Source organism: Lactobacillus sp. 23-2 (assembly GCF_044902225.1).
GTDB lineage: Bacteria > Bacillota > Bacilli > Lactobacillales > Lactobacillaceae > Lactobacillus > Lactobacillus absianus.
This window is the reverse complement of record NZ_JAOQBX010000008.1, coordinates 1-26425: the sequence shown is the minus strand read 5'-3', so window position 1 is coordinate 26425 and position 26425 is coordinate 1. Positions and strand designations below refer to the sequence as shown.

At 53.6% G+C, this 26425-nt stretch carries 24 protein-coding genes; 17 read left to right on the top strand and 7 right to left on the bottom strand.

Going from position 1 to position 26425, the window contains the following annotated elements; translation table 11 throughout:
• Positions 1-101 precede the first annotated feature (101 nt).
• Together OCH80_RS04720 and OCH80_RS04715 are read left to right on the top strand one after the other, a co-directional pair.
• Entirely contained in the window at positions 102-1733 is a 1632-nt protein-coding gene (locus tag OCH80_RS04720; protein ID WP_404538352.1) for an ATP-binding cassette domain-containing protein, read from the top strand.
• 240 nt (positions 1734-1973) lie between these two features.
• A complete protein-coding gene (locus OCH80_RS04715; protein WP_404538349.1) occupies positions 1974-2720 on the top strand; it encodes a PAS domain-containing protein in 747 nt (248 codons plus the stop codon).
• A 229-nt stretch (positions 2721-2949) separates the two neighbouring features.
• On the opposite strand, the gene OCH80_RS04710 is transcribed toward OCH80_RS04715, so the two are convergent.
• The gene (locus OCH80_RS04710; RefSeq protein WP_404538346.1) at positions 2950-3780 is read right to left on the bottom strand and encodes an aldo/keto reductase; all 831 of its coding nucleotides are present in this window, start codon (positions 3778-3780) and stop codon (positions 2950-2952) included.
• A gap of 145 nt (positions 3781-3925) precedes the next feature.
• On the opposite strand from OCH80_RS04710, the gene OCH80_RS04705 reads away from it, so the two are divergent.
• The gene (locus OCH80_RS04705; RefSeq protein WP_404538343.1) at positions 3926-4816 is read left to right on the top strand and encodes a DNA/RNA non-specific endonuclease; all 891 of its coding nucleotides are present in this window, start codon (positions 3926-3928) and stop codon (positions 4814-4816) included.
• An 86-nt stretch (positions 4817-4902) separates the two neighbouring features.
• Positions 4903-5430, top strand: coding sequence for a GNAT family N-acetyltransferase (locus OCH80_RS04700; RefSeq protein ID WP_404538340.1), 528 nt, complete (start codon positions 4903-4905; stop codon positions 5428-5430).
• Here the strand turns inward: OCH80_RS04700 and pepI are convergent.
• Positions 5427-6308 (bottom strand): proline iminopeptidase, encoded by an 882-nt coding sequence (gene pepI, locus OCH80_RS04695; RefSeq protein WP_404538337.1) that lies wholly within the window; start codon positions 6306-6308, stop codon positions 5427-5429. The genes OCH80_RS04700 and pepI overlap by 4 nt on opposite strands.
• 81 nt (positions 6309-6389) lie before the next feature.
• Between pepI and OCH80_RS04690 the strand changes: the two genes are divergently transcribed.
• Together OCH80_RS04690 and OCH80_RS04685 are read left to right on the top strand one after the other, a co-directional pair.
• Positions 6390-7307: a magnesium transporter CorA family protein gene (locus tag OCH80_RS04690; protein WP_404538334.1), complete on the top strand. Its 918-nt coding sequence runs from the start codon at positions 6390-6392 to the stop codon at positions 7305-7307.
• A gap of 65 nt (positions 7308-7372) precedes the next feature.
• Positions 7373-8314, top strand: a complete 942-nt coding sequence (locus tag OCH80_RS04685; RefSeq protein WP_154548596.1) for a serine hydrolase — start codon at positions 7373-7375, stop codon at positions 8312-8314.
• 134 nt (positions 8315-8448) lie between these two features.
• Here OCH80_RS04685 and OCH80_RS04680 read toward each other — a convergent pair whose 3' ends face one another.
• Positions 8449-8682, bottom strand: a complete 234-nt coding sequence (locus OCH80_RS04680; protein ID WP_404538331.1) for a hypothetical protein — start codon at positions 8680-8682, stop codon at positions 8449-8451.
• A 157-nt stretch (positions 8683-8839) separates the two neighbouring features.
• Between OCH80_RS04680 and OCH80_RS04675 the strand changes: the two genes are divergently transcribed.
• The 3 genes from OCH80_RS04675 (at position 8840) to OCH80_RS04665 (ending at position 15332) form a co-directional block, all read left to right on the top strand.
• Positions 8840-9418, top strand: a complete 579-nt coding sequence (locus tag OCH80_RS04675; RefSeq protein WP_404538328.1) for a TetR/AcrR family transcriptional regulator — start codon at positions 8840-8842, stop codon at positions 9416-9418.
• 14 nt (positions 9419-9432) lie between these two features.
• Entirely contained in the window at positions 9433-13998 is a 4566-nt protein-coding gene (locus tag OCH80_RS04670; protein WP_404538325.1) for an MMPL family transporter, read from the top strand.
• Between the two features lie 131 nt (positions 13999-14129).
• Complete coding sequence (locus OCH80_RS04665) at positions 14130-15332, top strand: zinc ribbon domain-containing protein (RefSeq protein WP_404538322.1); 1203 nt, start codon at positions 14130-14132, stop codon at positions 15330-15332.
• 84 nt (positions 15333-15416) lie between these two features.
• Here the strand turns inward: OCH80_RS04665 and OCH80_RS04660 are convergent, their stop codons facing one another.
• Complete coding sequence (locus OCH80_RS04660; RefSeq protein WP_404538320.1) at positions 15417-16802, bottom strand: NAD-dependent succinate-semialdehyde dehydrogenase; 1386 nt, start codon at positions 16800-16802, stop codon at positions 15417-15419.
• A 209-nt stretch (positions 16803-17011) separates the two neighbouring features.
• Here OCH80_RS04660 and OCH80_RS04655 point away from each other — a divergent pair, with 209 nt between their 5' ends.
• A complete protein-coding gene (locus tag OCH80_RS04655; protein ID WP_404538317.1) occupies positions 17012-17683 on the top strand; it encodes a type 1 glutamine amidotransferase in 672 nt (223 codons plus the stop codon).
• 21 nt (positions 17684-17704) lie between these two features.
• Positions 17705-18208, top strand: coding sequence for a nucleoside 2-deoxyribosyltransferase (locus OCH80_RS04650; protein ID WP_206988576.1), 504 nt, complete (start codon positions 17705-17707; stop codon positions 18206-18208).
• Between the two features lie 124 nt (positions 18209-18332).
• Here the strand turns inward: OCH80_RS04650 and OCH80_RS04645 are convergent, their stop codons facing one another.
• Positions 18333-19193, bottom strand: a complete 861-nt coding sequence (locus tag OCH80_RS04645) for a helix-turn-helix domain-containing protein (protein WP_404538313.1) — start codon at positions 19191-19193, stop codon at positions 18333-18335.
• 67 nt (positions 19194-19260) lie between these two features.
• Positions 19261-20049, bottom strand: coding sequence for an alpha/beta hydrolase (locus OCH80_RS04640; RefSeq protein WP_404538310.1), 789 nt, complete (start codon positions 20047-20049; stop codon positions 19261-19263).
• A gap of 236 nt (positions 20050-20285) precedes the next feature.
• Between OCH80_RS04640 and OCH80_RS04635 the strand changes: the two genes are divergently transcribed.
• The 6 genes from OCH80_RS04635 (at position 20286) to OCH80_RS04610 (ending at position 24949) form a co-directional block, all read left to right on the top strand.
• Entirely contained in the window at positions 20286-20891 is a 606-nt protein-coding gene (locus OCH80_RS04635; protein WP_404538307.1) for a TVP38/TMEM64 family protein, read from the top strand.
• The gene (locus OCH80_RS04630) at positions 20891-21403 is read left to right on the top strand and encodes a GNAT family N-acetyltransferase (RefSeq protein WP_404538463.1); all 513 of its coding nucleotides are present in this window, start codon (positions 20891-20893) and stop codon (positions 21401-21403) included. The genes OCH80_RS04635 and OCH80_RS04630 overlap by 1 nt, the downstream gene beginning before the upstream one ends.
• A gap of 242 nt (positions 21404-21645) precedes the next feature.
• Entirely contained in the window at positions 21646-22953 is a 1308-nt protein-coding gene (serS, locus tag OCH80_RS04625; protein WP_404538304.1) for a serine--tRNA ligase, read from the top strand.
• Positions 22954-23110: 157 nt separating this feature from the next.
• Positions 23111-23662 (top strand): RNA polymerase sigma factor, encoded by a 552-nt coding sequence (locus OCH80_RS04620; RefSeq protein ID WP_404538301.1) that lies wholly within the window; start codon positions 23111-23113, stop codon positions 23660-23662.
• A gap of 18 nt (positions 23663-23680) precedes the next feature.
• Entirely contained in the window at positions 23681-24577 is an 897-nt protein-coding gene (locus OCH80_RS04615; RefSeq protein WP_404538298.1) for an RsiV family protein, read from the top strand.
• Between the two features lie 186 nt (positions 24578-24763).
• Positions 24764-24949 carry a hypothetical protein gene (locus OCH80_RS04610; RefSeq protein WP_404538295.1) on the top strand — a complete coding sequence of 62 codons (186 nt, stop codon included), beginning with the start codon at positions 24764-24766 and terminating at the stop codon, positions 24947-24949.
• A gap of 70 nt (positions 24950-25019) precedes the next feature.
• Here OCH80_RS04610 and OCH80_RS04605 read toward each other — a convergent pair whose 3' ends face one another.
• Entirely contained in the window at positions 25020-25916 is an 897-nt protein-coding gene (locus tag OCH80_RS04605; RefSeq protein WP_404538292.1) for an ROK family protein, read from the bottom strand.
• Positions 25917-26425: the final 509 nt, after the last annotated feature.

The following is a 26425-nucleotide window of genomic DNA, read 5'->3' as shown; positions in this document are numbered from 1 at the left end:
GGGACCAGCTTAAAATCTTATGTTTTAGTTTAATTATAGCAATGCTTTCCAGAAAAATTCGAAAGATTGCTATAATGGACTATAAAGAGGGGGTACTTGCTATGAGTCTCAAATATGCGCGCAAGAGCCAAGTCATGCTGTTCACGCTCTTGTCAGCGATCAAGGCCTGCAACGTCTTGTTCGTCGCCTACATGCTGAAAGTCATGCTGAACATTGCCTCGTCAGGCAAAGGCGACTACATGCGGCTGGTCGGCTTCGCGGCTTTGACGGCCGGGGGTCAGCTGCTCTTCATGTGCAGCAACTTCTTGTACGAAACGACCAAGATGAACATCATCAGAAGCGTCAACATGGCCCTGAAGAGCGCCAACCTGCGCTACCTGGTCGACCAGAACACGCTGGACACCAAAGACGGCCTGAGCTTTATGACCAACGATCTCAAGCAGATCGAAACCAACCGGGTGACGGCCCAATTGGACATCATCTACCAGTCCTTGACCTTTGCCGGCTCCTTGCTGTTTGCTTTTTACAATTCTTGGGAAATGACCCTGGTCTTCATTGTCGCCACGATCGCGCCGGCCATCGTGCAGATTCTGACCAGCCGGATCATCACCAAGAAGGCCAAGGTTTGGACGGAAAAAAACGCCATTTACACCCAGTACGTGTCTGATACCCTTAACGGGGCTCAATCCGCCCGCCTGTACAACGTCCGCAGCAATGTCGTGACCCGGGCCATCGGCGCGGCCCAGGGGATGGAGGATGCCCTGCGGAACATGACCCTGACCCAGGCCTGGGCACTGGAACTGATCTATTCATCCGCCGAGCTTTTCTGCTTCATCATTCCGTGCACGATTGGCGGGATCTTGATGATGAAGGGGCGCTTGGCGGTCGGGACCCTGGTGATGATGGTCGACTTGGCGATCAACTTTATCACGCCAGTCGTTACCCTGTTCAACGAATTCAACCAGGTCAAGTCCACGGTTCCAATGTGGCAGCGCACCCAGAAGGCTTTGAACTACGTCCAGCAGGCTGACATCTATGAGGTTGGCGACTTCAACGGGATGATCATCAAGGACTTGGCCTACGTGACCCGCCACAGCAAGCGGCAGATCTTCAAGGACGTGAACATCACGGTCAAGCCGGGCGAGAAGATCCTGCTCATGGCCCCGTCCGGCTGGGGCAAGACCACGCTTTTGCGCCTGATGCTGGGGATCTACAAGCCAAGCCAGGGCAAGATCATGATCAATGGGGAAGACGTTACCGGCAACTGGTACAAGGCCCATAACTTTTATTCCTACGTCAACCAGAAGCCGTTCATGTTCAACGATACTTTGCGCTTTAACGTGACTTTAGGGCGCAAGGTGTCTGAGGACCAGCTGCTTATGGCCTGTCATGAGGCGGGCTTGGACAGCCTGATTGCGGAAAACGGCCTGGACTACCAGGTCGGGGAAAATGGGAACAACCTGTCCGGTGGGCAGATTCAGCGGGTGGAAATCGCCCGGGCCCTGTTGTCCGGCCGGCCAATTCTGCTGGCCGATGAAGCAACCAGCGCGCTGGACCCGCGCCTGTCTTTGGAAATCCATGAGACCCTTTTGGGCAATCCAAAGATCGCGGTCGTGGAAGTGGCCCACAAGATTACGGATATTGAAAAGGCCATGTTCGACCAAATTATCGTCCTCGACAAGGTCAAGGACAAGAACGCCGCGGAACGGGAAATTCTGCAGGCGACCAAATAGGAAATTAGCTAACGTGAAGTCTGGCAGCCAGCTGCCCAGGCTTTTCTTTTTGGCAAAAATGGGCCGGAAGAGCGGACGATATTTACTAAAATATATAATAGCATTTGCTTTTATGACTATAATATATTGATATTTAAATATCGAGCCTTGCGTTGCAAATGCTTTCACGATATAATGAAGGACGTAATTAAGTAAGTGATAGATAGATCAGCTGTTTGAGAAATCGAAGGAGAAATCAAGATGGCAGAACCAAAATGGCTTCAGGACATGAACCCTGAAGAATATTTGCAGGAAGACTTTGAAGCAACTGGCCACAGCCGCTACACGGTTGACGGCTTGGAAAAGAACGACCCGGAATGGCTGGACAAGGCAGCTGCCAAGGTTGGCGCCGCTGAAGGCGATGACTACGTTAAGCTGGATGCCGGCCTGCTCACGGTCAACCAGCTCAACTGGATGCTGCGCAACACTTTTGGCGAAATGACCTTTGTTGACGACAACAACCAATTCCTGTGGTACAACCGTCCACAAGACCCGAACTACAAGATGAAGGCTGGCCGGACGCCTGACCAAGTCGGTGACACTATGGGCGCGGTTCACCCTGATATCCGCGACGTGATCCCAACCGCCAAGAAGGTCGTTCACGCTTTGCGCACCAAGGAAGGCGGCCACGATGCCGTTTGGATGCCTGTGCCAACTGGCAATTTGACTAAGCTCGTTTTGCACTACTACAAGCGCGTTGAAGACGAAGAAGGCAACTACATGGGGATCTACGAGTGGGTCCAAGACATCTATCCATTCGTGAAGTACTTCTGTGAAGCAACTGGCCAAAAGCTCGTTGTCGACACCGATGCTGCAACTGGCGCGACCTACCGCCGCAACTCTGACCCAGACGCCACGACTGGTCCTTCAACCAAGGCAGCCGCTGCCAAGGAAGAAGCAGCGAAGAAGCCGGAAGCAGACGCAACTAGCGGTGCTTCCCACCACTAATAAAGAACTGAGTTGACAATAAATTCTTTGTTACCTCATTAAGACATTATTTTTCTTTACACAAAAGTACCATATTATCTCGTTCAGACCAGCCAACCGGCTGGTCTTTTTGGTCAGCTGGGACAAAAGCTCAAGGTGACAGAGATTGGCTTCAGTAGGGTACTTTTTTCAATAATTCAAGCAAAACAAAACCCCGCCACCGGCGGTGGCGAGGGTTGAGTTCGACAGCTTAGAATTCCTGGTGCTGGTTAGGATTGCGGTCAGCGCGGCGGCCGTCGGCTTTGTCCAGTCCGGTCAAAGCTGCCACTTCGTCCTGGGTCAGTTTAAAGTCAAAAATGTCCAGGTTGCTCAGCTGGTGCTGGCTGGAAGAAGCCTTTGGAATCGGCACGACGCCCAGCTGGGTTTCCCAGCGCAGGATGACTTGGGCCGGAGTCTTGCCATACTTGGCGGCTAATTTTTGCAGCAAGTCTTCCTTGAAGACCTCACCGCCGCGCAGGAGCGGGCTCCAAGCTTCAGTAATGATTCCATGGGCATCATCATATTCGCGGACTTTCTTGCTTGACCAGTAAGGGTGCAGCTCGACTTGGTTGACGGCCGGAGTCACGCCAGTCTCTTTGATGATCCGGTCAATGTGCTCTGGCTCAAAGTTGGAAACCCCGATTGACCGCACCAGACCGAAACGGCGCGCGTCAATCAAGGCCTGCCAGGCTTCAACGTAGTGGTCTTCCAGCGGATTTGGCCAGTGAATCAGATACAGGTCGAAGTAGTCCAAACCGCTTCTAAGCAAGCTTTCTTCAATTTCGTTGATCGCTGCTTGGTATTCGTGGTTTGACCCTGGCAATTTTGAAGTGACGAACAGCTGGCTTCTAGCAACCGAGCTGTTTCTGATCGCCTTGCCCAGAGCCCCTTCATTTTCATAGCGGACGGCTGAGTCCAGCAGGCGGTAGCCGTTCTCGATTGCCTGGGTGATGGCCTGCACTCCCGGAAAGCCTTGCACCTTGTAGGTCCCGAAGCCTAAGGCTGGGATCAAATTGCCGTCATTTAAGCTGAAATGTTCCATGATATATTTCTCCTTGCTCTTTTTGCTGTTAAAAATATTGTAAACCAGTTCAAAAATTTTGGCCCGGGAAACGCAAATCAGCTAAAATGGATGAGAACATATTTTCTAGCAGCAAGCACGAATAAGAAACAGAGAGGGATAACTTATGGCAAAAAAGCGCCGGCGTTCCAAGAAGCGCCAAAATACCAGCCTGCTCACGGCCGCCATCGCGGCCATCGCGGTCTTGTGGGGAATCTACACCCAAGGCGGACAGACGGTCAACCCGCAGACCAGTCCGGCCACTAGCGGCTCAGCGTCATCCAGCCAGACCGTCAGCAAGGCCCAGACGGCCGGCAAGGTCTACGGCGGTCTGGCCCAAAGCGACTACCGCAAGCTGGCCCAGCTCAATTTCAAGTCCGGCGGCAAGAGCTACGTCTATGTGAACGGCAACCACTCGACCCTGGTCAAGAACGCCTGGCAGGTCAACCGGGTCATCTACTCCAACCTGGATTCTCTGAACCGAACTTCCAGCTCCAACACGGGCTTTTTGGAAAAAAGAAACGTGGCCAATGACTCTTTAAGAGTAAGACAATACATCCAGCCAACCGGCTGGCACTACAACAGCCGCAATGGCACCCAGCTTTACAACCGCGGCCACTTGATTGCCTATTCCGTGTCAGCCGGGATCGACCAGGACGGCAATTACAACCCCAAGAACCAGTCCGGAGACCAGAACAATCCTAAGAACCTCTTCACCCAGTCGGCCTACTCCAACCAGAAGATCCAGACGATTTTTGAAAGCAAGGTGCGGACGGCCCTGCGGCAGAACAAGAAGGTCATCTACCAGGCTACTCCAATTTTCCGGGGACAGGAATTGATGGCACGGGGGATCAACCTCCAGGCCGTTGCTACCGACGGCAGCCTGGACTTCAACGTCTATTTGTTCAACGTCCAGCCCGGCTACGCCTTTGACTACGCGACGGGGCGGGCCAAGGTTGACCGGTCTTTGACGGTCAATGACGGCTTTGAACTAAACAGCAGGGCAAATCTGCATTAAAATATAATTCAGTAGGCCAAGCAGCCTGCAACAGGCTGGCAAACTGCTAAAGAACTGAGTTATATATTGCAAGAGAGGTAACAAAAGTGGGAAAACTGACAATCGAGCAAGTTCAGCCCGATCAAATCGATGAGCTGGTCGCGCTCAGCCGCGAGACTTTCAAAGCCACGTTTGAGGACTCCAATACTGAAGAAAACATGCAGAAATTTCTTGACGATCACTACAACCGTGACCGCCTTCTGCGGGAGCTGGAAACGCCCGGCAGCTTCTTCTACTTCGTCTACGAAGACGGGCAGCTGGCTGGCTACATGAAGCTCAACGTCAACACGGCCCAAAGCGAGCGCGTGGACGACAACGGGCTGGAAGTCGAGCGCATTTACTTGAAGAAGGACTTCCAAGGCCGGGGGATCGGCAGCCGGCTGCTGGACCACGCCGAAGCCCAAGCCAGAAAGTGGCACAAGCACGCCATTTGGCTGGGCGTTTGGGAGCATAATGAAAAAGCCAAGGACGTTTACGCTCATAAAGGCTACCAAAAGATTGGCCAGCATGAGTTCGTCGTTGGCGATGATCATCAAATCGATTACTTATTGAAAAAGAATCTGCTGCTGGGCTAGTCATGCTGGACCAGCCAGTCGGTCAGGATTTTCCGGTACTTTTCGTTTTCCTGGACGAAGGGCATGTGCCCGCAGCCCGCGAAAAGCTCCCACTTGGCAGCTGGCAAATGGTCAAACATGGTCTTGGCCACCAAAGGCGTGCACAGGTCATCCGTGCCGCTGGTAATCAGGACCGGCAGCTGCATTTTGGACAAGTCATCCGTGTACTCATAGTCATGGAGATTGCCGATTGGCGTGTATTCGTTGGGACCCCATCCAGTGAGGTAGGCAACGGTGCCGCCTTTTTTCTTGCGCAAAACCGCCTCTGGCATGTCCGGGGTCAGCTTGATCGCGTGCTGCTCCATAAAGTGGGCGTTGGCGGCTTGGTAGGCGGGCGCGGAGAAGTCGCCGCTTTCTTCCGCCTGCTGGATGGCCGCCTGTTCCTTTTCCGGCAGGTACTTGATCCAGCGGTGCAGCTCCTGGCTCCACAGCTTGGCTGAAGACAGGGTAGAGGAGAGGATGACGGATTTAACGCCCTTGGGCTGATAGTCGCACATGTAGATGATGGCCAGCATCCCGCCCCAGCTTTGGCCCAGCAGGTGGATCTGGTCCAATCCCAGCTGCTCTCTGACGTTTTCCAGCTCTTTGACCCAAGTCCGGGCGTTGTAGACCGCGGGCGTGTCGTCAGGGATGGATGACTCGCCGCAGCCCAGCTGGTCGTACATGATGACTTGCCGTCCGCTGGTCTGGGCTACCTGGTCCAGGACTTCAAAGTAGTTGTGGCTGGAACCCGGCCCTCCGTGCAGGAGCAGCAGCGGCGCTTTAGCCGTTTTTTCGCCGACGATCCGGCAATATGTCTGGTATTTGCCAAACGGCAGGTGCTTTTCTAAAATTTGCATATTTTTAACCTTCTTTAAGCACAATATATTTTGTAAAAAATGGTAACATTAATGAAGAAATAATTGAAGGTGGGGAAAGTCATGATTAAACAAAAAAATTTTCCAATTGATACCGACTACAGCTGGTACGACATCAGCGGCCTGAGCCAGGATGACAGCCGGCAATTGCAATCGGAATTCTATTTTACGCCGGAAATCATTTCCTACGTATCCGACCGGCATGAGCGGCCCCACTATGACTATGACAAGTACACCGACACGCACCTGCTGGTCTACGACGTGCCTGTCTGGCCAACGGCTGCCAGCAAGCACTTCATTTCCCGGCCGATTACCTTTTTGCTGCAGGACAAGAACCTGTTTACCTTCCACACGGTCGAGACCAGCTACGTTTTTGACGAATTCAACGATCCGCAGATGCTGCGGCGTCTTTCCCATGCCCAGGACGTGACCGAATTGCTGGTGACCTTCTTGATGTTTGCCTCCCAGTACTTCCAGCGGGCCGTTACCCAGCTGGACGCGGAAAGAAACGATTTGGACGCCAAGCTGAGCGACGACATCAACAACCAGGACCTGGTTGAATTGTCCAATATCGAGAAGTCCCTGGTCTACCTGTCCAGCTCCATTCAGACCGACCAGATGATGCTGAACAGCCTGCAGCACTCCCAGCTGACTTTTTCCAAGCCAGCCAAGGAAAGACTGGACGACGTCCTGATTGAATCCAGCCAGTCTTCAGAAATGGTCCAGATTTCCCGTCAGGTAACCAAGACCCTGTCCTCAACTTCCAACAACATGATGAACAACAACCTGAACGACACGATGCAGTTCCTGACCGTCTGGTCCCTGGTTTTGACCATCCCGACCATCCTGACCGGCTTTTACGGGATGAACGTCAAGCTGCCGATTTTTAACGCGGCTTACGACTGGATCGTGATCGTCATCTTGATGGTCGCCCTCATGGTCTGGCTGATCCTCTTGATGCGCAAGCACCATTTCTTCTAAGATCCTTATGTTTATAAAAAGCTGACAGCAAAAGTAATTCAAGAAAAGTAGGTAATCTGCAAAGCATGAATAATCGCATTTTGTTAGGGGCCGGGATTGCGACCCTGTTTGCCTTTGGTCTCTATACATCCAGCCAGCGGGCCGCTGAAAACCGGGAGCTGACCGTGATCCAGGTCAAGAAGAAGGGGAAGGTGACCAAGCAGGTCGCTGCCCCTTCCAGCTCCGGGGGCAAGGAGCCAAACGTCGGGTCAATTGAGTACAGCAACCACATCTATACCAGGTCCGGCTCAAACAAGGATCTGGCCAAGCAAGTGAAGAAGGTCATGGGGGAAGATGCCAACTACCAGGTTGAAGTCCAGTCCCTGACCAAGGCCAAGACCTTCGCGGGCCTGCGCAACACCAAAGAAGCCCACGCGACCAGCAAGATTTTTGAATTGTACCTTTTGATTGCCCTTTATGCCCAGGAAAAGGCCGGCAAGCTGGGGGCATCAACGGCCATCAAGATTGAAAAGAGCGACGTGGCCGGCAAGGAGGCCGGGGTAGCCAAGGGCATCAGCTATGGGCCCAGCTACCTGCGCCAGCAGATGCTGCAGGGGAGCAAGACAGCGGCCAATGCCTTGCTGCGCAAGATCGGCAAGGACCAAGTCACGGCCTGCCTGAAGCAAATGGGGGCCAGCCAGACCAGCATCAGCGGCAATTTCTCTGGCAAGTCCGTGGGCAAGACCACGGCCGCGGACATGCGGGCCGTGATGGTCTCCCTCTACCAGGGCAAGGTGGTCGGCAGCTACAATCAAAGCATCCTGACGGCCCTGTCCACCAGCAGGCAGAAGAGCCCGCTGGTCAAGTCCATCAGCGGGACGGTCTACCAGATTGGGGATGACGATTCAGCCGTAGCCCTGGTCAACAACGGCTCCAGCAGCTACGTCGTCAGCGTTTGGGCCTCAAAGAATGATAAATTCGCGGCCTTAGGCAAGACCGTCAGTGCCTGGATGAGCAAAAATAAATAAAAACATAAGAAAAAGGAGATTCGCGTGAATCTCCTTTTTCTTATGTCGTTATAGTGTGTTGTTATTGTGTTGCTTTTAAAGAGCCAATAGTTGGCACAGAACTTTTTCAGCGGGGTTCTGTTTGCTGATAGGAATTAAAATTTCAAGTTGCGCTTGTGGCGGCGCTTGAAGATGAAAGTCTTTCCCGTCAGCCACATGTACCAGGCAAATTGAAATTCTGAAATCAATGTAATAACCGAGACCAAGACGATAGTCGCCGCGGCTCCGTTGATCATGGAGCCGTCTTCAGCCCGGTAAGTGAAGAGCTGGTAAGCCAGAAAGGCTACCATTATCAGCCAATATGCATTGGCAATCCACCATTTTTTCATTGTTTTCATCTCCTATCGCTTACGATTATAGCGCTTACAGAAGCCGCTTACAAGAGAGAATTGCAAAATTTTCAAGAACAATCTACAAATTGTAGATTGTAATCTTCATTGCGTAGTTATATAATTTGGTAGTTGAAAGGAAAAAGTGGTAGCAATTATGACTCAAAAGAGAACTTTGGATTTAGACAAGGTGATCGCAGCGGCGACTGAGTTGATTGAAAACCAGGGACTGCCTGAAACCACGATGCCAAATCTGGCCAAGGCCCTTGGGGTGCGAAGCCAATCGCTTTATTACTACGTGAAGAACCGGGCTCAGCTGCTTTCTTTAGTCGCGGCTAGCAGAATCCGTCTGCTCTACCAAGCCCTGGTTGACCAGCTGATCGGCCTGTCCGGTCAGGATGCCCTGCTCAAGTTCGCGGACATCGTCCGCGACTGGCTGCGGCATGACCAGGCCCTGTCGGTGCTCCTGTATCATCTGAATGAATTTCCTGATGATTCAGCCATCGTGCAGGAGGTTATGAGCATATTGGAACTAGGTGACAAGCTGCACCTGAGAACGGAGCACATTGCTTCTCAGCACGCCTTGGTGGGCGCGGTACTGGGCTACGTCTTTCTGGACCGGATGTCCAAGGACGCGGAGACGCCAGAAGAAGCAGACCGGAACTATCACGACATGATTTTGCGACTTGTCAATCCAAGCACGGAAAGTCAATTACAGACCAGTGTTAGCAACTAGAAAGGAAAAGTAAGTTGAAGAAGCTATTCAAGAATCATCTAGGCGCCCTGATCGCCTGGATCCTCATTCTGGGAATTTCTTTGTTCGCTTTGCCAAACGTTGACGCCTTGACGCGGGCACACAGTGACATCACTTTGCCAAGCAGCGTGGAAAGCGAAGCGGCCAAGCTGATTCAAAACAACTGGGGCAGCAAGAAGAAGAATACCTATGAGGTTGCTGTAGTTTTCAATAAGAAGACTGGCAAATTGACCGAGACCGACAAGGACAACATCCAAGCGTCGATCGATCGTGTCACCAGCAACAAGAAGAAGTACGGGATCAAGGACTACCTGGCCCCGCAACAGAACATCGCGACCAAGAAGATGCTGAAGTCCAAGGACGGCACGACTTGGGTAATGCAGATGAACATCACTAAGAAGCATGGGACCATCTCTCAGATCTATGATGAGATCAATAAAGCCACTAAGACTAGCGGCGTGGACACTTATGTCACCGGTGCCGACGTCCTTAGCAATGACTTTACCAGTTCGATTCAGGAAGGGATCAAGAAGACGGAATTGATCACGGTCGTGTTCATTTTCATCGTTCTGGTGCTGGTCTTCAGATCACCAGTCGTCCCATTGGTCTCCCTGCTGACGGTTGGGGTTTCCTTCATGGTTGCCTTCTCAATCGTCACCAACTTGGTCAACCGGGCCAACTTCCCATTCTCAAACTTTACGCAGGTCTTCATGGTCATCGTCTTGTTCGGGATCGGGACCGACTACAACATCCTGCTCTATAACCACTTTAAAGAGGACTTAGGTGGCGGCATGGATGTGGCCGCGGCTACCAAGGACTCCATCAAGAAGGCCGGGCGGACTATCCTTTACTCTGGCTCCTCCATCTTGATCGGCTTTAGTGCCTTGGGCTTGGCTAAGTTCTCCGTTTACCGGTCAGCCTCTGGCGTGGCCGTGGGCGTCTTGGTCCTGCTGATCGTTTTGCTGACCTTGAACCCATTCTTTATGATGACTTTGGGCCGGAACATGTTCTGGCCAAGCAAGAAGTTTGACGCGGAAAACCCAAGCAAGTTATGGCACGGGATTTCTGCCCAGACCTTGAAGCGGCCGGTCACCTTCCTGGCCGCAGTAGCCGTTGTCGTCGCGCCGGCATTTTTGACTTACTCAAACGTGCTGAACTACGACAACTCAGCGGAAGTAGCTGACTCAGTTCCTTCAAAGAAGGGGCTGAACATCGTCGAGAAGCACTTTTCAAAGGGGATGGCGATGCCATCATACCTGTACATTGAAAGCAAGCACAAGCTCGACAATGAAAAGGACTTGAAGCTGATTGACGAATTGACCCGCAAGCTGCGCAAGTCAGAAGGGGTCGACAAAGTCATCTCAGTTACTGAGCCATACAACCAAAAGATCAAGCTGCTCTACGTGAAGAAGCAGCTGAAGACGGTCACCGACGGGACCAAGAAGCTGGAAAACGGGGTCACCAAGCTGACCAAGGGCAGCGAAAAGGTCACTAACGGGGCCAAGAAGCTGTCCAGCGGGGCTGATGCCCTGCACGAAGGGACTGGCACCTTGAGCGACGGGGCCAAGGACCTGTACGTCGGGACGGTTAAGCTGTACAACGGCTCAATTGCCCTTTACGACGGGGCCGGCAGCCTTTACAACGGGTCACAGACCCTGGCCGTTGGGGCCAACACCCTGTACAGCGGGACCAAGAAGCTGGCCAATGGGGCCGGCCAACTGGCTAACGGCGCTGGCACTTTGAAGAACGGGACCCAGACTTTGGCCAATGGGACGCAATCCTTAGCCAGCGGGTCCAAGACTTTGGCTAGCGGGACCGGTTCTTTGGCAACCGGGGCCCAAACCCTGAAGAACGGTGCCGGCACTTTGAAGAGCGGTACTGCCAGCCTGTACGCTGGCGCTGGCACTTTGAAGAATGGTACCGCCAGCCTCTACACTGGTGCCGGCACTTTGAAGAACGGCATCAGCACGGCTTACACTGGCGCCGGTACTTTGAAGAACGGCATCAGCAGCCTGTACACTGGCGCTGGCACTTTGAAGACTGGCATTGGCAGTCTTTACACTGGTGCTGGCACCTTGAGAAACGGCACTGCCCAGCTGGTAACTGGCAGCTCCAGCCTGAAGGATGGGACTGACTCTTTGGCAACTGGCGCAAGCAGCCTGTACACTGGCACCCAGACCTTGACTAGCGGCGCCAAGGACCTGACGGCCAACATGAACACTTTGGTAGCCGGCCTTGACCAGCTGAAGAGCCAGCTGTCAGAAAACGCCAGCTCATTGAACGCTGATCAGCTTGATCAGCTGTCCCAGGGCTTGACTGAACTGAACAACGGCTTGCAGCAGCTGAATGGCAAGGTCAGCCAGATTCAAGTGCCAAACATCGACACTTCCAAGATCTCCAACCTGGTCAGCGGCTTGCAAAGCCTGCAAGGGCAAGTTGGCTCTCTGCAAAAGGGCTTGACTGATGTTGAGGCTGGCTTGAAGAGTGCTGGCGGCGGCTTAGGTGCTGCCGGCTCAGCAGCCGGCAGTCTGGCAGGCTCAATCAGCAAGGTTTCAGACCCAACTGTGAAGGCAGAACTGCAAAAGGAACTCGAAGCTCTGAACTCTGGCCTGTCTTCTACTAAGTCTGGCTTGGGTACCGCAAGCAGCGGCTTAAGCACTGCTGGTGGTGCAGCCAACAGCATGAAGGGTGCCGCTTCAGGCATTCAAAGTGCCGCCGGGAGTCTGGGCAGCAGTACTTCTTCAGCTTCAACGGCTGACTTGAGTACTGAAGTTCAACAGCTGCAGGCAGCCGTTGCCCAGCTGGCTAACGGCTCAAGCACTTTGAACACGCAAGCCGCCAGCGGAATTGCCAGCTTGAAGTCTGGCTTGGGCAAGATCGGCGAGATGCAGTCGGCGGTTGACGCGCTGGCTACTGGCGCCCACAAGCTCTACACCGGCTCAAATTCACTTTACAGCGGCTTGAGCAAGGGGATGGCTGGGGCCTTGGCCCTGTCACAAGGCGCAAACAAGCTGAACTCCGGTGCTGCTTCCCTGTATGACGGGATCAGCAGGGTCGACTCCGGTGCCGCCAGCCTTTACGCTGGCGCGGGCCAAGCCAACACTGGCGTGGCCAGCCTCTATGATGGCGCTGGCCAATTGAACGCTGGTGCCGCCAAGCTTTACGCTGGTGCCGGTCAATTGAACACTGGTGCTGCCAGCCTTTACGCTGGTGCCGGCAAGGTCAACTCCGGTGCCGCCAGCCTCTACTCTGGCGCTGGCAAGCTGAACAACGGTGCCGCCAGTCTTTACACTGGCACGGGCACTCTGGTCAGCGGCGCCAACAAGGTCAACAGCGGGGCGATTGCTGTCGCCAGCGGTGCTGACAAGGTCAACTCCGGTGCCGGTCAACTGAACTCCGGCGCTGGTACCCTGCAAAGCGGGGCCAATGCTCTGGCCAGCGGTCTTAACGCTGGTCTCAGCGGTGCTGGCCAACTGGCTAATGGCGCCGGCCGTCTGGCTAATGGTGCCGGCCAGCTGCAAAGCGGTGCGGGTCAATTGAAGAACGGCTTGAGCCAAGGCGCTTCCGGTGCCAGCCAACTGTCTGCCGGTGCTGAAAAGCTCGACAACGGGACTCAGCAATTGGCGGATGGTGCCGGCGAACTGGCTGACAAGACGCCGCAGATCACCAACGGCTTGACTACTGTCAACAACGGGCTGGTTTCAGCTGGCTCATACCTGAATGACTTGAGAACTTCACCAGCTTCAGACACCTTCTATGTCCCAAGCTACGTTTTGAAGCACAACAAGGACTTCAAGAAGTCCATGAGCGTCCTGCTCAGCCCAGACAAGAAGAGCGCGATGATCATCATCATCCTGGACAGCAACCCAAGTTCTGAAAGTGCCGCTGAGCACTCACAAGAACTGAGTGCCATGGCCCGCAAGTCCCTGAAGGGGACCGACCTGGGCAAGGCCAAGGTGGCCATGGGCGGTCAAAGCTCAATCATTGAAGACACCAAGAACACGGCTAGCCAGGACTTCGCGAGAACGGTTGCGATCATGCTGGTCGGGATCGGCATCGCTTTGATCTTCGTAACGCACAGTCTGCTGCAGCCAGTCTACATTTTGGGGACTTTGGTTCTGGCATACTTCTGCTCACTGTCAATCACCCGCTGGTTCGTTACCTCAATCATGCACAGAGACATGATGGCTTGGAATGTTCCATTCTTCACCTTCATCATGCTGATTGCCCTGGGCGTTGACTACAGCATCTTCGTGATGATGCGCTACCGCGATGGGGATGCATCGCGCTTGCCTAGCGAGCGGATCTTGGAAGCATGTACCGTCATCGGTACGGTTGTCATCTCCGCTGCCATCATCTTGGGTGGTACCTTCGCCGCTTTGATTCCATCAGGCGTGCCAACCTTGATCGAAGTTGCGATCGGCGTCATCATCGGCCTGCTGATTCTGGTCTTCCTGATGCCAATCAACTTGTCTGCTTCAACTAAGCTGACCTACGAAGGGTTCACTTTGTTCAAGAGAAGAGCTGGCAAGCACAGCTTCAAGTTCGGCAAGAACAATTAAATTGAAAAACTGCGTTAACAGCGCAAAGAGGACTCACCTGACCGTGGGTCCTCTTTTATTATGTTTTTTGGTAAAAAATGGCTATGATATAATATAAGGATACCTGAAGAGAACGGGAAGAAGGGATTCGCATGAACAAGTGTCCGAACTGCAGCCAGCCAGTGACTGACCAAGACGCCTACTGCCGCACTTGCGGCTTCAACCTGGCCAAGTACCGGCGCGACTACTTTACTGGCGAAGAACCAGAAGCAGCAAGCAATGATTCGCTGCAAGAGACGCAAGAAACAAAGCAAGCGGCGCCGCAGTCATCCTGGCTGGACGACGAGGAGGCAAAGCCGGCTGAGCCGGCCGAGCCAACTGAGCCTCCCAAAAGGGAACTGACCCGGCGGTCCTACCAGTCCCAAGAACGGGCGGAAAAGTCCAAGAGCGCGGTCAACGCGACGGCCGAGCGCATGTTCCAGTGGATGCGGGAGAACACGACCATTGCCTTCTGCGTTGGCGTAGCCTTGCTGGTCATCATGAGCTTCAGCCGGGAGATCGGCTGGACGGCTTTTGCCGTTTCCATGATCGCCCTCTGGTGGGTCTGCCGGAACAAGGAAGTCAGCCAATACGAGGCCGACAAGAACCTGACTGATGAATTCAAGCAGACTACCAGCAAGGTCTTTGATTCCTTTGACGACCGGGAAAGCGAGCTGGAAGAGAAGAAGCAGCATTTTGCCAGCAAGCATCCCAAGGTTCACGTTAAGGTTGAGCAGCACAAGACTAAGCTCAAGCCGGCCAAAAAGGCCCGCAAGCACGACTTTGGCTGGGTCCAGATCGCCGCGGTGATGACGGCGGCCATTGCCTTGATCTTGCTGTTTGCCGGCTACGGCTTCACGGCCGGCAGCGGCAGCCGCATGACCATTGCCAGCGTCTTTTTTGAGACGGGGAATGCCCTGATGCAGAGCGGGCAATACGTGCCGGCGGCAATCATCTACGCGGTCCTGGCCGCTTGGATCATCCTGCCAATCTTTACCTTGCTGGCCATCGTCCAAAATACCAAGGGCAGCCGGGTCAAGGCCTTCTTCCTGTCCTTGCTGGAAACGGTCCTGGTCATCTACGTGACCTACCACCTGCCAGCCGGGCGGGTGGTCAATACCCAGTTCATCTACTCGGTCTTCAGCGGCCTGCACAGCTACGCGGTTGCCTTGAATGCCTCCGCTTGGCTGCTGATCTTTGACTCCCTGCTCACGACTGGCCTGACAGGCTACAGCATGTTTGAGCCTCTGGCCCAAAAGCAGCGGGCTAAAAAGCAGGAGCAAGCAGAAAAGAAGGACCAAGAACCCGAAGAATAAGCAAATTATCAACATTTTGTGCACAGGAAAAGCCGGACTTGAATTTCAAGTCCGGCTTTTTTAGTGGATAAATTTAACTGGCAATTACTGTTGGTTCTGCTGGCTGAAGTCGACCACGAGGTGCTCGTTGACGAAGGCATAGAGGCCCAGCGGGCTTAATTCACGCCCGTAGCCTGACTTCTTGACCCCGCCGAAGGGCAGGGCTGCGTCAGTGATCCAGCGGCCGTTGATCACGGTCATCCCGGTTTCGATTCTGGCCGCGACGGCTTGCGCGTGGGCCACGTCGCTGGAGATGACGGATGAGCCCAAGCCGTAGCTGGAGTCGTTGGCTAAGGCAACGGCTTCGTCTTCATCCTTGACCTTGAAGACCTCGCAGACCGGGCCAAAGAGCTCTTGGTCAAAAATCGAGTTGTCCTTGGCGATGTCCGTTAAAATTACCGGGCTGAAGAAGGCCCCCTGAGAGTCGATCTCCGGGTACTGGTAGTAGACCTTGGCCCCGCCAGCGACGGCGTCTTTGACTGCCTTGGCCAGTTTTTGCTTGGTGCCTTCTGAGTTCAAAGGCGGCAGGGTGGTGGTCCGGTCCAGCGGGTCGCCCCACTTCAAGCCTTCATAGATCTCCTTCATGTCGTCCAGCACTTCCTGGTAGCGGGACTCCACGACGATCATCCGCTTGGAGGAGGTGCAGACCTGGCCGTTGTTGTAGGTTCTGGCGTCGCTCAAGGCCTTCTTCAAGACGGCTGGATCAGCGTCATCCAAGACGATGAAGGCGTCATTGCCGCCCAGTTCCATGGTGGACTTCTTCAAGTGCTTGCCGGCATTTTCGGCCACGGAGACCCCGCCGCGTTCTGAGCCGGTCAGGGCCACGCCCGCGATTCTTGGGTCAGCAATGATCTGGTCCAATTGCTCATATGACAAAAACAGGTTCAGCAGGCAGCCTTCCGGAGCCCCGCTGCGCTTGACCAGTTTGGCGATCAGGTTGGCGCTTGAAGGCACGTTGTGGGCGTGCTTCAGGATGATCGGGTTGCCGACCAGGTAGTTGGGCGCGAAGACGCGGATTACCTGATAAAGCGGGAAGTTCCACGGCTCACAGGCAACGATTACCCCGGTTGCCTGCTTGAGGCAGTAGGCGTGGCCAAAAGGATTCGGGTACTCTTCCGGCTTAAGCAGGTCCGGGCCCTTGTCAGCGTAATAGTTCAAGATGCCGATGCAGATGTCGACCTCTTCTTCGGATTCGCTGATCTTCTTGCCCATTTCCAGGGTCATGAGCTTGGCCATTTCCGCCCTCTTCTCGCCGAGCATTTCCGCGATCTTGGCCAGCTGCCGGGCTCTGACGCTTGGCTCCTCGTGGCGCCACTTCTTGTAAAGGGCGTGGGCCAGGTTGATTGAATCGCTGATCTGGTCGGCCGTGGCATTTTCATAGGTCGCGAAGACCTCATTGGTATAGGGGTTGACTGATTGGTACTTGGACATAGTCTGTTGCTTCCTTTCACTTTGTGGATAAGCTGCAATTAAAATTCACAAATCGCTACATTTAGATTATAATCCGCTTTCGACCATTTGGTCTAACTAAATGGCCCTTGCGCGCCAAGGCCATTTTTGGCAGATTTTTCCGATAATTTTCGAAAATGATTAAAAATCATGCTAAAATTATTTGAAAAAACTGGAAAGGACCAACGAATATGCGGATCAATATTTTGCAGCATGCGTCAAATGAAGGGCCTGGCGCCGTCAAGGAATGGGCAGATGAACGCGGACACGCGGTTTACGTCTACCACCCAAGCGACTTCGGCATCTTGCCTAAGGTGGATGAAACCGACATGCTGGTTGTTTTGGGCGGACCAATGAGCCCGAATGATGGCTATGCCTGGCTGGAAGCTGAGCGCGAGCTGATCAGGGACTGCATGGGCAGCCACGTGCCGATCCTGGGCGTCTGCCTGGGGGCCCAGCAGATTGCGGTCGCCTTGGGGGCCAGCGTTCACGCGGCTCCTCATAAGGAGGTCGGCTGGGCCAACGTCTACCGGCAAAGCGACGCTTTGCCAGGCTTGCCGGAGAAATTGCTGGCTCTTCACTGGCACCAGGACATGTTTGAGCTGCCAGCCGGCAGCAGTCTGCTCTACTCCAGCGACTTGGTCGCCAACCAGGGCTTCCTGGTCATGGGGAACGTGGTCGGTCTCCAGTTTCACTTGGAGACCCTGACGGACAATGTGCGCGAGATCGCCATCAACGACGGGGCCTATGCCAAGGAAGGCAATGACTTGCGGCAGACGCCAGAGCAGATCATGCGCCAAGCCGTGCCGCCGGAAAACCGGCAGGCGGTCTACACGATACTCGACTATTTGAGCGTACACTAATTTTTAGGGGGAACAAGCAATATGTCACAAGCAGCAATCGCCCGGATCTACTTGGGCTGCTCATTTTTAAACGAAGTGCAAAGAGAACGCGCCAAGCAGGCCAGAGAATACCTGGCCCAGAACCCAACCGTGGAGCACGTGCACTTCCCATTTGACCAGCAGGTCGTGGATCCGGCCGAAAGTCCGCAGGTCAAGCTGGGGGACGAGCGGAGCCTGCTCTGGCAAAGCCAGACCTACCAAAACGATCTGGCCGGCATCCAGATGGCCAACTGCGGCGTCTTCTTGTACGACATGGACTTGATCGACGACGGCTGCGCCTTTGAAATTGGCTTTATGCGCGCCCAGCACAAGCCGGTCATGCTCTTGCCGTTTACGGAAGAGCCGGAAAAGAAGCGGGTCATGAACCTGATGCTGGCCCAAGGGGCTACGGCCTTCTACGATGGCAATACGGAGCTGGAAATCCTGAAGACTTATGACTTCAACGCCAACCCAGCCAAGCCGATGACTGGCTACGGGATTATTTAAGCAAGAAAAACTCAGTGTCATTAAGTTAAGACATTGACTTAGGACAAGCGAAAAAGGCTTCCAGAAGTTTTATCACTTCTAGAAGCCTTTTTTATTCGTTAGAGTTTCCCAGATTATATGCTTATTATCCGGCTTGCAGCTGGTCCAGGAGCTCGCGTCCTTTTTCCAGGACGACCTCATTATGGTTCAAGCGGGCAAAAGCCATGGCGTCGCTGGCGTGCTGCCTGGCCAGCTGCTTGGGCCGCCCCTGGGCCAGGTCGTTGACGGCCAGCTGCAGCAGGACGCGGGCCACGAAGTAGACGGCGTGGTGGCCGGAGGCAACTTGGTAGGCGTAGTTCAGGAGGTCGTCAGCGTGACTGTACTGCTTGATATTCCCATAGAATTCGCCAGCGGCCGTCAAAACCGACATGACCTGCAATTGGGTCAGGCTGTCCTTGATCTCGACTTTCTTGATCTGGGGCAGGATCTGGTCAAAGTAGTAGGAGGCCTTGTCCAGGTCATTCTGGCTGGCGTAGACCTGGCTGCAGCCCTTCAGGGCTAGCAGGCGGTAAATGTTGTTGGCCTTAAGGTTGGGCGTGGTCAAAATGGCATTGAAGTAGTAGAGGGCGGACACGTCGTCGTGGTCGCCGTCCAAGGCCAGCTGCCCGGCCAGGTAGTTGTAGTGGAGCTCATCTTGGCGGTCGGCCAGCTTCTTGGGGTTGACCTGCTTGAGCAGCTTGCGGATCTGCTCGTAGTCGTAGGTGATGAAGCAGAAGTCGGCGTCGAACATCTTTTGGGCCATGGCGCTTTCCTTGCTGGTCATCATGATGTCGGCAATGGAGATGTTCATCCGGTCGCAGAGCTGCTTGAGGATTTTAAATGAAGGCACCTGGCCGTTGTTTTCAAACTTGCTTAAGGTTGACTGGGTGCAGACGCCGTGGCAAAGGTCGGTTTGGGAAAGACCCAGGCTTTTGCGGGTCTTGATGAATTTTTCGATGTTGATCATATTGGCAGATTCTCTTTGATTCTTCGCTGGTATTTTGGTTTGACGCTTGCTGATATTTGGGGCTGCCTTAAAGGTCGATCGCCCGGCTGAGGTAGATGATGCTTTCCTTCAAGTAGTCGCGCCCATAGTCCATGGCGTGGCCGTGTCCCGGCAGGATGGCCAAGTCGACCTGGTGGCCCGCGCCAGCCAGGAATTCGCTGAACTCATAAACGCTGTCCAAGCTGGTCAATTCCGCCACTGAATTGAACATGAGCAGCTTGCCTAAGGCGTCATAGTCATAGCTGGCAGCGTCCATTTTTTCCAAGACGGCTGGATCCTGCGTGCCGGCATAGGTCAGGACAAAGTACTTGTAAAAAGCATCATTGATCGCCTGGGGCTTGGTCAAGCCCAATTCTTCCTTGGCATGGAAGGATGGGGTGACGTCCGGGTGCTTGGCCATCCAACTGGAGTAGTCAAGCGGGGCTGACCAAGTGATGGTCGGAAAGCCGTACAGGCCTGCCAATTTCAAGGCCATCGTCCCGCCAACGCTGGACCCGATCTGGGCGATGTGCTGCTGGTCGTCTTCATCCGTGTATTCTGATTCAAGGAGCCACTGGACGAAGTGAACCGCGTCGTCATGAGCGGCTGGGAAGTGGCTGGCCGGCGCCAGGCTGTAGTCAGGCACGAAAGTCATGAAGCCGGCATTGGCCAGGTCGATCCCCACGTCACGGACGCTGTCCTTGCTGCCGCGGAACCAGCCGCCTCCGTGCCAGAAGATCAAGATCTTGGTCTGGGAGCTGGTATCGTTGGGATAGTAGATGTCTGTTTTCAGGCCCTTTTGCGAGTCATAAAGCACGTTTTTTCTAGTGACTACCATTGTTATCGATCCTTTCCTTGAACTTATTTTTCTGTAAATTATTATATACTAAATTTCATAAAAGCACGGCCCTGAATGTGGTTATTTTTCCTTGCGGCAAAAAGGAAGATTTGGTTAAGAATTGGCTAAAAAGCCCGTGGATAGTAAGTTTCTGCTAAAATTCCTTTTAAGAAAAACGGGCATCAGTGTGCTATATTATCATTGAATAGCCAAAAGCAAGCAGAAGGGGGATGCCTATGCGCCTGTCAAACCAACAGACCCGGAAATTGATCAATATTTTGACCGTGGTCTCCTCAATCATCATCGTGATCCTGTGCATCTACTGGTACAAGCTGGGCATTTTTTCCAGCGAGGCCAAGATGGAGGCCTACCTGGCCGATAAGAAAGTCGTGGGTCCGGTCGTCTTCATTTTGATCCAGATCATCCAGGTCGTGGTCCCGATCATCCCCGGCGGCATCTCCCTTTTGGGCGGGGTGGTCTTCTTCGGCGCGATTCCCGGCTTCATCTACAACTACATCGGGATCGTCATCGGCTCCTTGATCAACTTCTTTCTGGCCCGCTACTACGGGAAGGCTTTTATCCTCCATATCGTGAGCCAAGAGAGCCTGGACAAGTACGCCAAGTGGACCAAGAACCAAAAGCAGTTCAACTGGTTCTTCGCGATTGCCATCCTGGCCCCGGTCGCGCCGGATGACCTCTTGTGCCTTTTGGCGGGCTTGACGGAGATGAAGCCTTGGACTTACTTTTGGATTATCGTCCTGTGCAAGCCCTGGACCATCGCGGCCTACAGCCTGGGCCTGGTCTACGGCTCGCGCTGGCTGCTGAAGCTGGTGGGCAAATGATGATGCAAGGAGAAAGGGTGTACCTGCGCCCCTTTAAAGACAGCGACGCGGCCAAGCTTTTGGAATGGGGGCAAAATTCCCGCTACCACGACCTGGCTGGCTTTGCCCAGTACCAGAACCTGGGCCAGGCCAAGCAGGCCGTGCGCCAGTACCAGTGCCGGCCTTATTCCTATGCCATCTGCAAGAACGGCAGCGACCGGCCAATTGGCTTGATTGAGCTCTACCAAAGAGATCTGGTCTCCATGGAAGTAGGCTTTCTGCTGGATGAGAAAGCAGAAGGGCAGGGCTACATGACGGAGAGCCTGGACCTGATTCTGCGCTTTGCCTTTGCCGACCTGCACTTGCAGGAAGTTTGGGCGGGCTGCTACGACGGCAACCTCAAGCCGCAGAAATTATTGCGGAAATTTGGCTTCACTGAAAAATATGAAGTCGACTACCGGAAAATACCACCTTTTTTTAATTTTTCCGCCAAGTATTATTTGCTAAAAGCAACGCAATGGCATAGAATATAGACAAACACGAAATCCTAAGACCACTGACAGAGAGTCCGCGCAGGCTGAGAGCGGATGACGGTCGCTTCCAGATTTCATTTAGTGTGGGCAATTAATAGTTGCACGGCCGCGGCACCGTTATCGCCGGTCAAAGTGCGGTCCGCGCCTGGCGCGGGCTGAAACTGGGTGGTACCGCGAACCGTGCGCCGATTCGTCCCAAGCAAGGGACGAGTCGGCTTTTTTTATTTATCGGAGGTTATTAAATGCTGGATATTAAGGTCATCAGAGAAAATCTTGACTGGGCAAAGAAAAAGCTGGCTACGCGTGGCATTAAGCCAGAAGAATTGGACGAAGTCGTTGCTATCGACGCCAAGCGCCGTGACGCGATGGTGCAAAGTGAAAACTTGAAGGCAGAAAGAAACAATGTCTCAAAGAAGATCGCTGAAGCCAAGCGCAACAAGGAAGACGCCAGCGAGGCAATCGCCAGCATGCGTGAAGTCGGGGCTAAGATCAAGCAGCTTGACGCGGAAATCGAAGACCTGGCTAAAAAGCAAGAATACATCATGCTGCGCCTGCCAAACTTCCCAGCTGACTCAGACCCAATCGGTCCTGATGACAGCTACAACGAAGAAGTTCGCCGCTGGGGCGAGCCAAGAAAGTTTGACTTCGCGCCAAAGGCACACTGGGACTTGGGGGCAGATTTGAACATCTTGGACTGGGATGCTGCCGCTAAGGTCTCAGCTGCCCGCTTCGTCTACTACAAGGGGGCCGGCGCCCTGCTTGAACGGGCCGTTTACAACTACTTCCTGGATGAGAACACTGCCGAAGGCTACACGGAAGTGATTCCGCCAACTTTGGTCAACAACGACTCAATGCAAGGGACTGGCCAATTCCCGAAGTTTACTGAAGACGTCTACACCATCGTTGAAAACGACGACCCAGAAGTGCCACGGAACCTGACCTTGATCCCAACCGCTGAAGTGCCATTGGTCAACTACTTCAGAGGCGACATCATTGACGGCAAGCAATTGCCAATCAACGTGACTGCCTTGTCACCAGCCTTCAGATCAGAAGCCGGCTCAGCTGGCCGTGACACCCGGGGCTTGATCAGAATGCACGAATTCCGCAAGGTTGAAATGGTCAAGGTCGTTAAGCCAGAAGAATCATGGAAGGAATTGGAAAAGCTGACCCACAACGCTGAACACCTGCTGCAAAAGCTGGGTCTGCCATACCGCGTCGTTGCCTTGTCAACTGGCGACGCTTCCTTCACTTCAGCCAAGACCTACGACCTGGAAGTCTGGCTGCCATACCAAGACACTTACCGTGAAATCTCATCATGCTCCAACTGTACCGACTTCCAAGCCCGCCGCGCGCAAATCCGCTACCGCGACGAAGACGGCAAGGTCAAGCTGACCCACACTTTGAACGGGTCAGGTCTGGCTGTTGGGCGGACGGTTGCCGCTATCTTGGAAAACTACCAAAACGAAGACGGCACGATTACCGTTCCAGACGCTTTGGTACCTTACATGCACGGCATGAAGAAGATCACTCCAGAAGTCAAGTGGCACTAATTTGCCAACGATGCAAATATCAAAGAAGAGGACTTAGGTCCTCTTTTTTTGTGCCCTTTGAAAATTTTTCGCAAAAAGCGTAACCTTTCCGAAAAAATGTTGTCTATATTGGTAGAGGACGAAAAAAGCCTCTAAATCATGAAAAGGATGGATTGACATGCAAGAGACGGAGATAATCAGCTTGTTCTTTGCCAGAGACGAGCGGGCCCTGGCAAAGAGCGAGGCGGAATACGGCGCTTATTGCGCCGCGATTGCCCGCAATATCCTGGGGGATGCCGAAGACGTCAAGGAGTGCGTCAACGACACCTGGCTCAAGGCCTGGGATACGATCCCGCCGCAAAAGCCCCGCAGCCTCCTGGCCTACTTGGGCAAGATCACCAGAAACGGGGCGATCAACATGCTGCGGGCCGCTGGCCGGCAAAAGCGGGCGGGGGCCAAGTACGCCCTGGCCTTGGATGAGCTGGAGGACATGGCTGACCCGCAGGCTGAGGTCAAAATTGAGGCCAGCGAGCTCACGGCCACGATCAATGACTTTTTGGCCCAATTGCCAAAGGACAAGCGGATTATCTTCGTTCGCCGGTATTTTTACATGGACGCGATCGCGGATATCGCGGCCGCCAATGGTGCTACGGAGTCCAGCATCAAGACGGCCCTTTACCGGATGCGGCAGAAACTGGGAACAGAGTTGAAAAAGAAAAAGTATTTATAAAAGTTGAGGAAACAGACCATGAACAAGCAAGACTTAATGGACGCAATGAGCGGAATCAAGCCGGAATTTATCGCTGAGGCCCAGGAGCAAAGAGGCAAAAAGCTCCCAGCCAAGCCGCTGCCGCTTTACAAGAAGCCGGGCTTCCGGCGCAATTTCGTCAGCGTAATCGGTGCCTTGGCCGCCCTGGCCATGCTCAGCGTGGCGCTGCCAAACAGTTCGCCGCAAGTGGCGCGGGCAATGGCGAAGATTCCAGGGATTGGAGCCTACTTCAAGCTGGTGACCTTCCGCGACTATTCCTATCACGGGAAGAAGCAGGAAGCCAAGATTTCCGCCTCGCATGTGGAGGTGACGGGGACGGAAAACGACCAAGCCCAAAAGCAGGCCAACAAGGCCGCCAAGAGCATCAACCGGGAGATTACGGCGGAAACGGACAAACTGGTGAGCCAGTTCAAGCAGTCCTTAAAGTCCAAGGGCTACAAGTCAGTTACGGTCAAGACCAGCGTGGTGGCCAACACGAAGAAGTGGTACACGGTGCGCCTGACGGCTGCGGAAATTCAGGCTGATTCAGCTGAGGTGAACAAGTACTACGTCTTGAGCAAGCAGACCGGCAAGCGGGTCGAGCTGGAAGATTTGTTTAAGGCAGGCAGCCACTGGCAACAGGCAATCAGCGAGAACATCATTTCCCAGATGCGGGCAGCCATGAAGAAGGACAAGAACAAGTCCTACTTCATCAAGGCTGACGGCGATCCGGACGGCTTCAGCCGGATCAAGGACAAGCAGCAGTTCTACTTCAACCAGCAGGACCAGCTGGTGATTGCTTTTGACCAAGGGGTTGTTGCGCCAATGTCCATGGGCAGCCTGAAGTTCGTAATTCCGAATTCAGTGGTCAAGGATCTGTACCAGACAGGCAAGTAAAATAGCCAAAACGGGGGAATGGACTCAGACCAGCAACGAAGAGCCAGAGGGAAAACAGAATTAAATATAGATATTGAATAAGTTGGATATAGAAAAATAAATAAAAGTCAGCGTATAGATAACTAATACAAGATGAAAAGCGTATACTAGAGCTAGAGCAAAAGTGTTAACTATGGAGAGTGGGAAATGGCATTGATTGCGATAGCTTTGGTCGTCGTGTCGGTTATCGGCCTGATTTTGGCCTCGAGCGACAAGGCTTTGAAGAAACGAAAAGGTGGCAAGCTGCTGAAGGTCGTCTCTTGGACCGGCCTCCTGGTGGGGGCGGGACTCCTCAGCCTGGGGATGTACTTGATCTTGCAACTGAATGTCTAATGGAGCAGACAGAAGAAAAATAAAAAGATAAAAGAAAGGCAGCCAGCTCGCGTGAGCTGGCTGCTTTTTGTCATTTAGTGGCGAGCAGCAGATTGTACACGGCCCCGTAAAGGTTGGCGTCATTGCCAAACTTGGCCAGGGCAAAGCGCGGCTTGGTCAGGGTCTTTTCGATGATGGGGCTGCTCTTTACCAATTGGTCGTATTGGCGCTGGATGCTGGGCAGCAGGGCCGGCTGGGCACTGATCCCGCCGCCGAAGACGTAGTCTGACAGGTCAACGACCGACTGGATGTTCAGCACCATCTTAGCGAGGTCGCTGCAGTAGCGGTCGAAAATTTCCGTGGCTTGGGCGTTGCCGGCGTTGATCTTGGCAAAAGCGGCCAGCCCGTCGGTCAGGTCTTCCGCCCCGCAGGCTTCATTGACCTGGCGGATCATGCCGACTGCGGAGCAGACCACCCCATTCATGGTTGGCTGATCGCGCGCGGCCAGCATGAAGCTGAGCTCGCCGGCTTGAAAGTGGGTGCCGTGGAGCAATTGCCCGTTTAAAATGATCCCGCCGCCAACGCCGGTGCCCAGGATCAGGGCCGCACAGTTCTTTTTGCCAGCCAGGTTGCCCATCCAGTATTCAGCCAAAGCCGCGGCCTTGCCGTCGTTTTCAATTGCCACGGCCAGGTTCGGGAAGTCTTCATGAACGCGGCCGGCAACGTTCAACCCATCCAAAAATGGCAGGGCCCCACCAAAGTGGACCGTGCAGGTCTTGAGGTCGATCTTGCCTGGCGCGGCGAAGGCCACGCCGCGGATCTGCCCTTGGTACTTGGCAATGATGGCCCGCACCGCCTGCCAAAAGTCATCCAAATTGCTGCTTGGCGTTGCCTCCTTGTCATGCTCCAGCAGCTGGCCCGTCCGGTCAAGCAGGCCGTACTTCAGGTTGGTGCCGCCAATGTCAATTGCCAAATACTTGTCGCTCATGTTGCTTCCCTTGCTTTCTGTCTATTTCTGTAAGCGGTTAAACTGCCCTTATTGTAACCAAGCCCGCCGCAAAATTCTAGGCCAGCTCTTGGCCGAAAAGCGGCATTTTTTGATCTTGCCGGATTTTTTTGTAAAAAATTTGCCGTTTTTTAATCCGCTTTTTAACCTTTTTTCCGAACTATTTTACAGAAAAAGCACCAGACTATGGGAGAAAGTTTAACAAATCCAGGTCTGCCCCAGGCACTCGCGAACACAACGCTTCCTGGCGTATACTCACTGATCCGAATGAAATCGCAAATTTGACGAACGCAAGATCATGAGTATACTAATATTTGTTGCCGCGCGAGACACGAAGCTCTCACGGAGGCACGAAAAAACAAATCAAAAAACTTGTTGACAAATTCTTAACAAGCGAGTAAGATATAAAACGTTGCGTCGCCGAAAGGCAAGCAATAAGTTGGTACTTTGAAAACTGAACAAAGTTTCGCAGTGTGCGGGTTCAATATTTG

What these genes read in the sequence shown, in the direction of transcription:
- OCH80_RS04720 (WP_404538352.1), top strand. Translation starts at nt 102, where the DNA reads ATGAGTCTCAAATATGCGCGCAAGAGCCAAGTCATGCTGTTCACGCTC.
- OCH80_RS04715 (WP_404538349.1), top strand. Translation starts at nt 1,974, where the DNA reads ATGGCAGAACCAAAATGGCTTCAGGACATGAACCCTGAAGAATATTTG.
- OCH80_RS04710 (WP_404538346.1), bottom strand. Translation starts at nt 3,780, where the DNA reads ATGGAACATTTCAGCTTAAATGACGGCAATTTGATCCCAGCCTTAGGC.
- OCH80_RS04705 (WP_404538343.1), top strand. Translation starts at nt 3,926, where the DNA reads ATGGCAAAAAAGCGCCGGCGTTCCAAGAAGCGCCAAAATACCAGCCTG.
- pepI (WP_404538337.1), bottom strand. Translation starts at nt 6,308, where the DNA reads ATGCAAATTTTAGAAAAGCACCTGCCGTTTGGCAAATACCAGACATAT.
- OCH80_RS04690 (WP_404538334.1), top strand. Translation starts at nt 6,390, where the DNA reads ATGATTAAACAAAAAAATTTTCCAATTGATACCGACTACAGCTGGTAC.
- OCH80_RS04685 (WP_154548596.1), top strand. Translation starts at nt 7,373, where the DNA reads ATGAATAATCGCATTTTGTTAGGGGCCGGGATTGCGACCCTGTTTGCC.
- OCH80_RS04680 (WP_404538331.1), bottom strand. Translation starts at nt 8,682, where the DNA reads ATGAAAAAATGGTGGATTGCCAATGCATATTGGCTGATAATGGTAGCC.
- OCH80_RS04675 (WP_404538328.1), top strand. Translation starts at nt 8,840, where the DNA reads ATGACTCAAAAGAGAACTTTGGATTTAGACAAGGTGATCGCAGCGGCG.
- OCH80_RS04665 (WP_404538322.1), top strand. Translation starts at nt 14,130, where the DNA reads ATGAACAAGTGTCCGAACTGCAGCCAGCCAGTGACTGACCAAGACGCC.
- OCH80_RS04660 (WP_404538320.1), bottom strand. Translation starts at nt 16,802, where the DNA reads ATGTCCAAGTACCAATCAGTCAACCCCTATACCAATGAGGTCTTCGCG.
- OCH80_RS04655 (WP_404538317.1), top strand. Translation starts at nt 17,012, where the DNA reads ATGCGGATCAATATTTTGCAGCATGCGTCAAATGAAGGGCCTGGCGCC.
- OCH80_RS04650 (WP_206988576.1), top strand. Translation starts at nt 17,705, where the DNA reads ATGTCACAAGCAGCAATCGCCCGGATCTACTTGGGCTGCTCATTTTTA.
- OCH80_RS04645 (WP_404538313.1), bottom strand. Translation starts at nt 19,193, where the DNA reads ATGATCAACATCGAAAAATTCATCAAGACCCGCAAAAGCCTGGGTCTT.
- OCH80_RS04640 (WP_404538310.1), bottom strand. Translation starts at nt 20,049, where the DNA reads ATGGTAGTCACTAGAAAAAACGTGCTTTATGACTCGCAAAAGGGCCTG.
- OCH80_RS04635 (WP_404538307.1), top strand. Translation starts at nt 20,286, where the DNA reads ATGCGCCTGTCAAACCAACAGACCCGGAAATTGATCAATATTTTGACC.
- OCH80_RS04630 (WP_404538463.1), top strand. Translation starts at nt 20,891, where the DNA reads ATGATGCAAGGAGAAAGGGTGTACCTGCGCCCCTTTAAAGACAGCGAC.
- serS (WP_404538304.1), top strand. Translation starts at nt 21,646, where the DNA reads ATGCTGGATATTAAGGTCATCAGAGAAAATCTTGACTGGGCAAAGAAA.
- OCH80_RS04620 (WP_404538301.1), top strand. Translation starts at nt 23,111, where the DNA reads ATGCAAGAGACGGAGATAATCAGCTTGTTCTTTGCCAGAGACGAGCGG.
- OCH80_RS04615 (WP_404538298.1), top strand. Translation starts at nt 23,681, where the DNA reads ATGAACAAGCAAGACTTAATGGACGCAATGAGCGGAATCAAGCCGGAA.
- OCH80_RS04610 (WP_404538295.1), top strand. Translation starts at nt 24,764, where the DNA reads ATGGCATTGATTGCGATAGCTTTGGTCGTCGTGTCGGTTATCGGCCTG.
- OCH80_RS04605 (WP_404538292.1), bottom strand. Translation starts at nt 25,916, where the DNA reads ATGAGCGACAAGTATTTGGCAATTGACATTGGCGGCACCAACCTGAAG.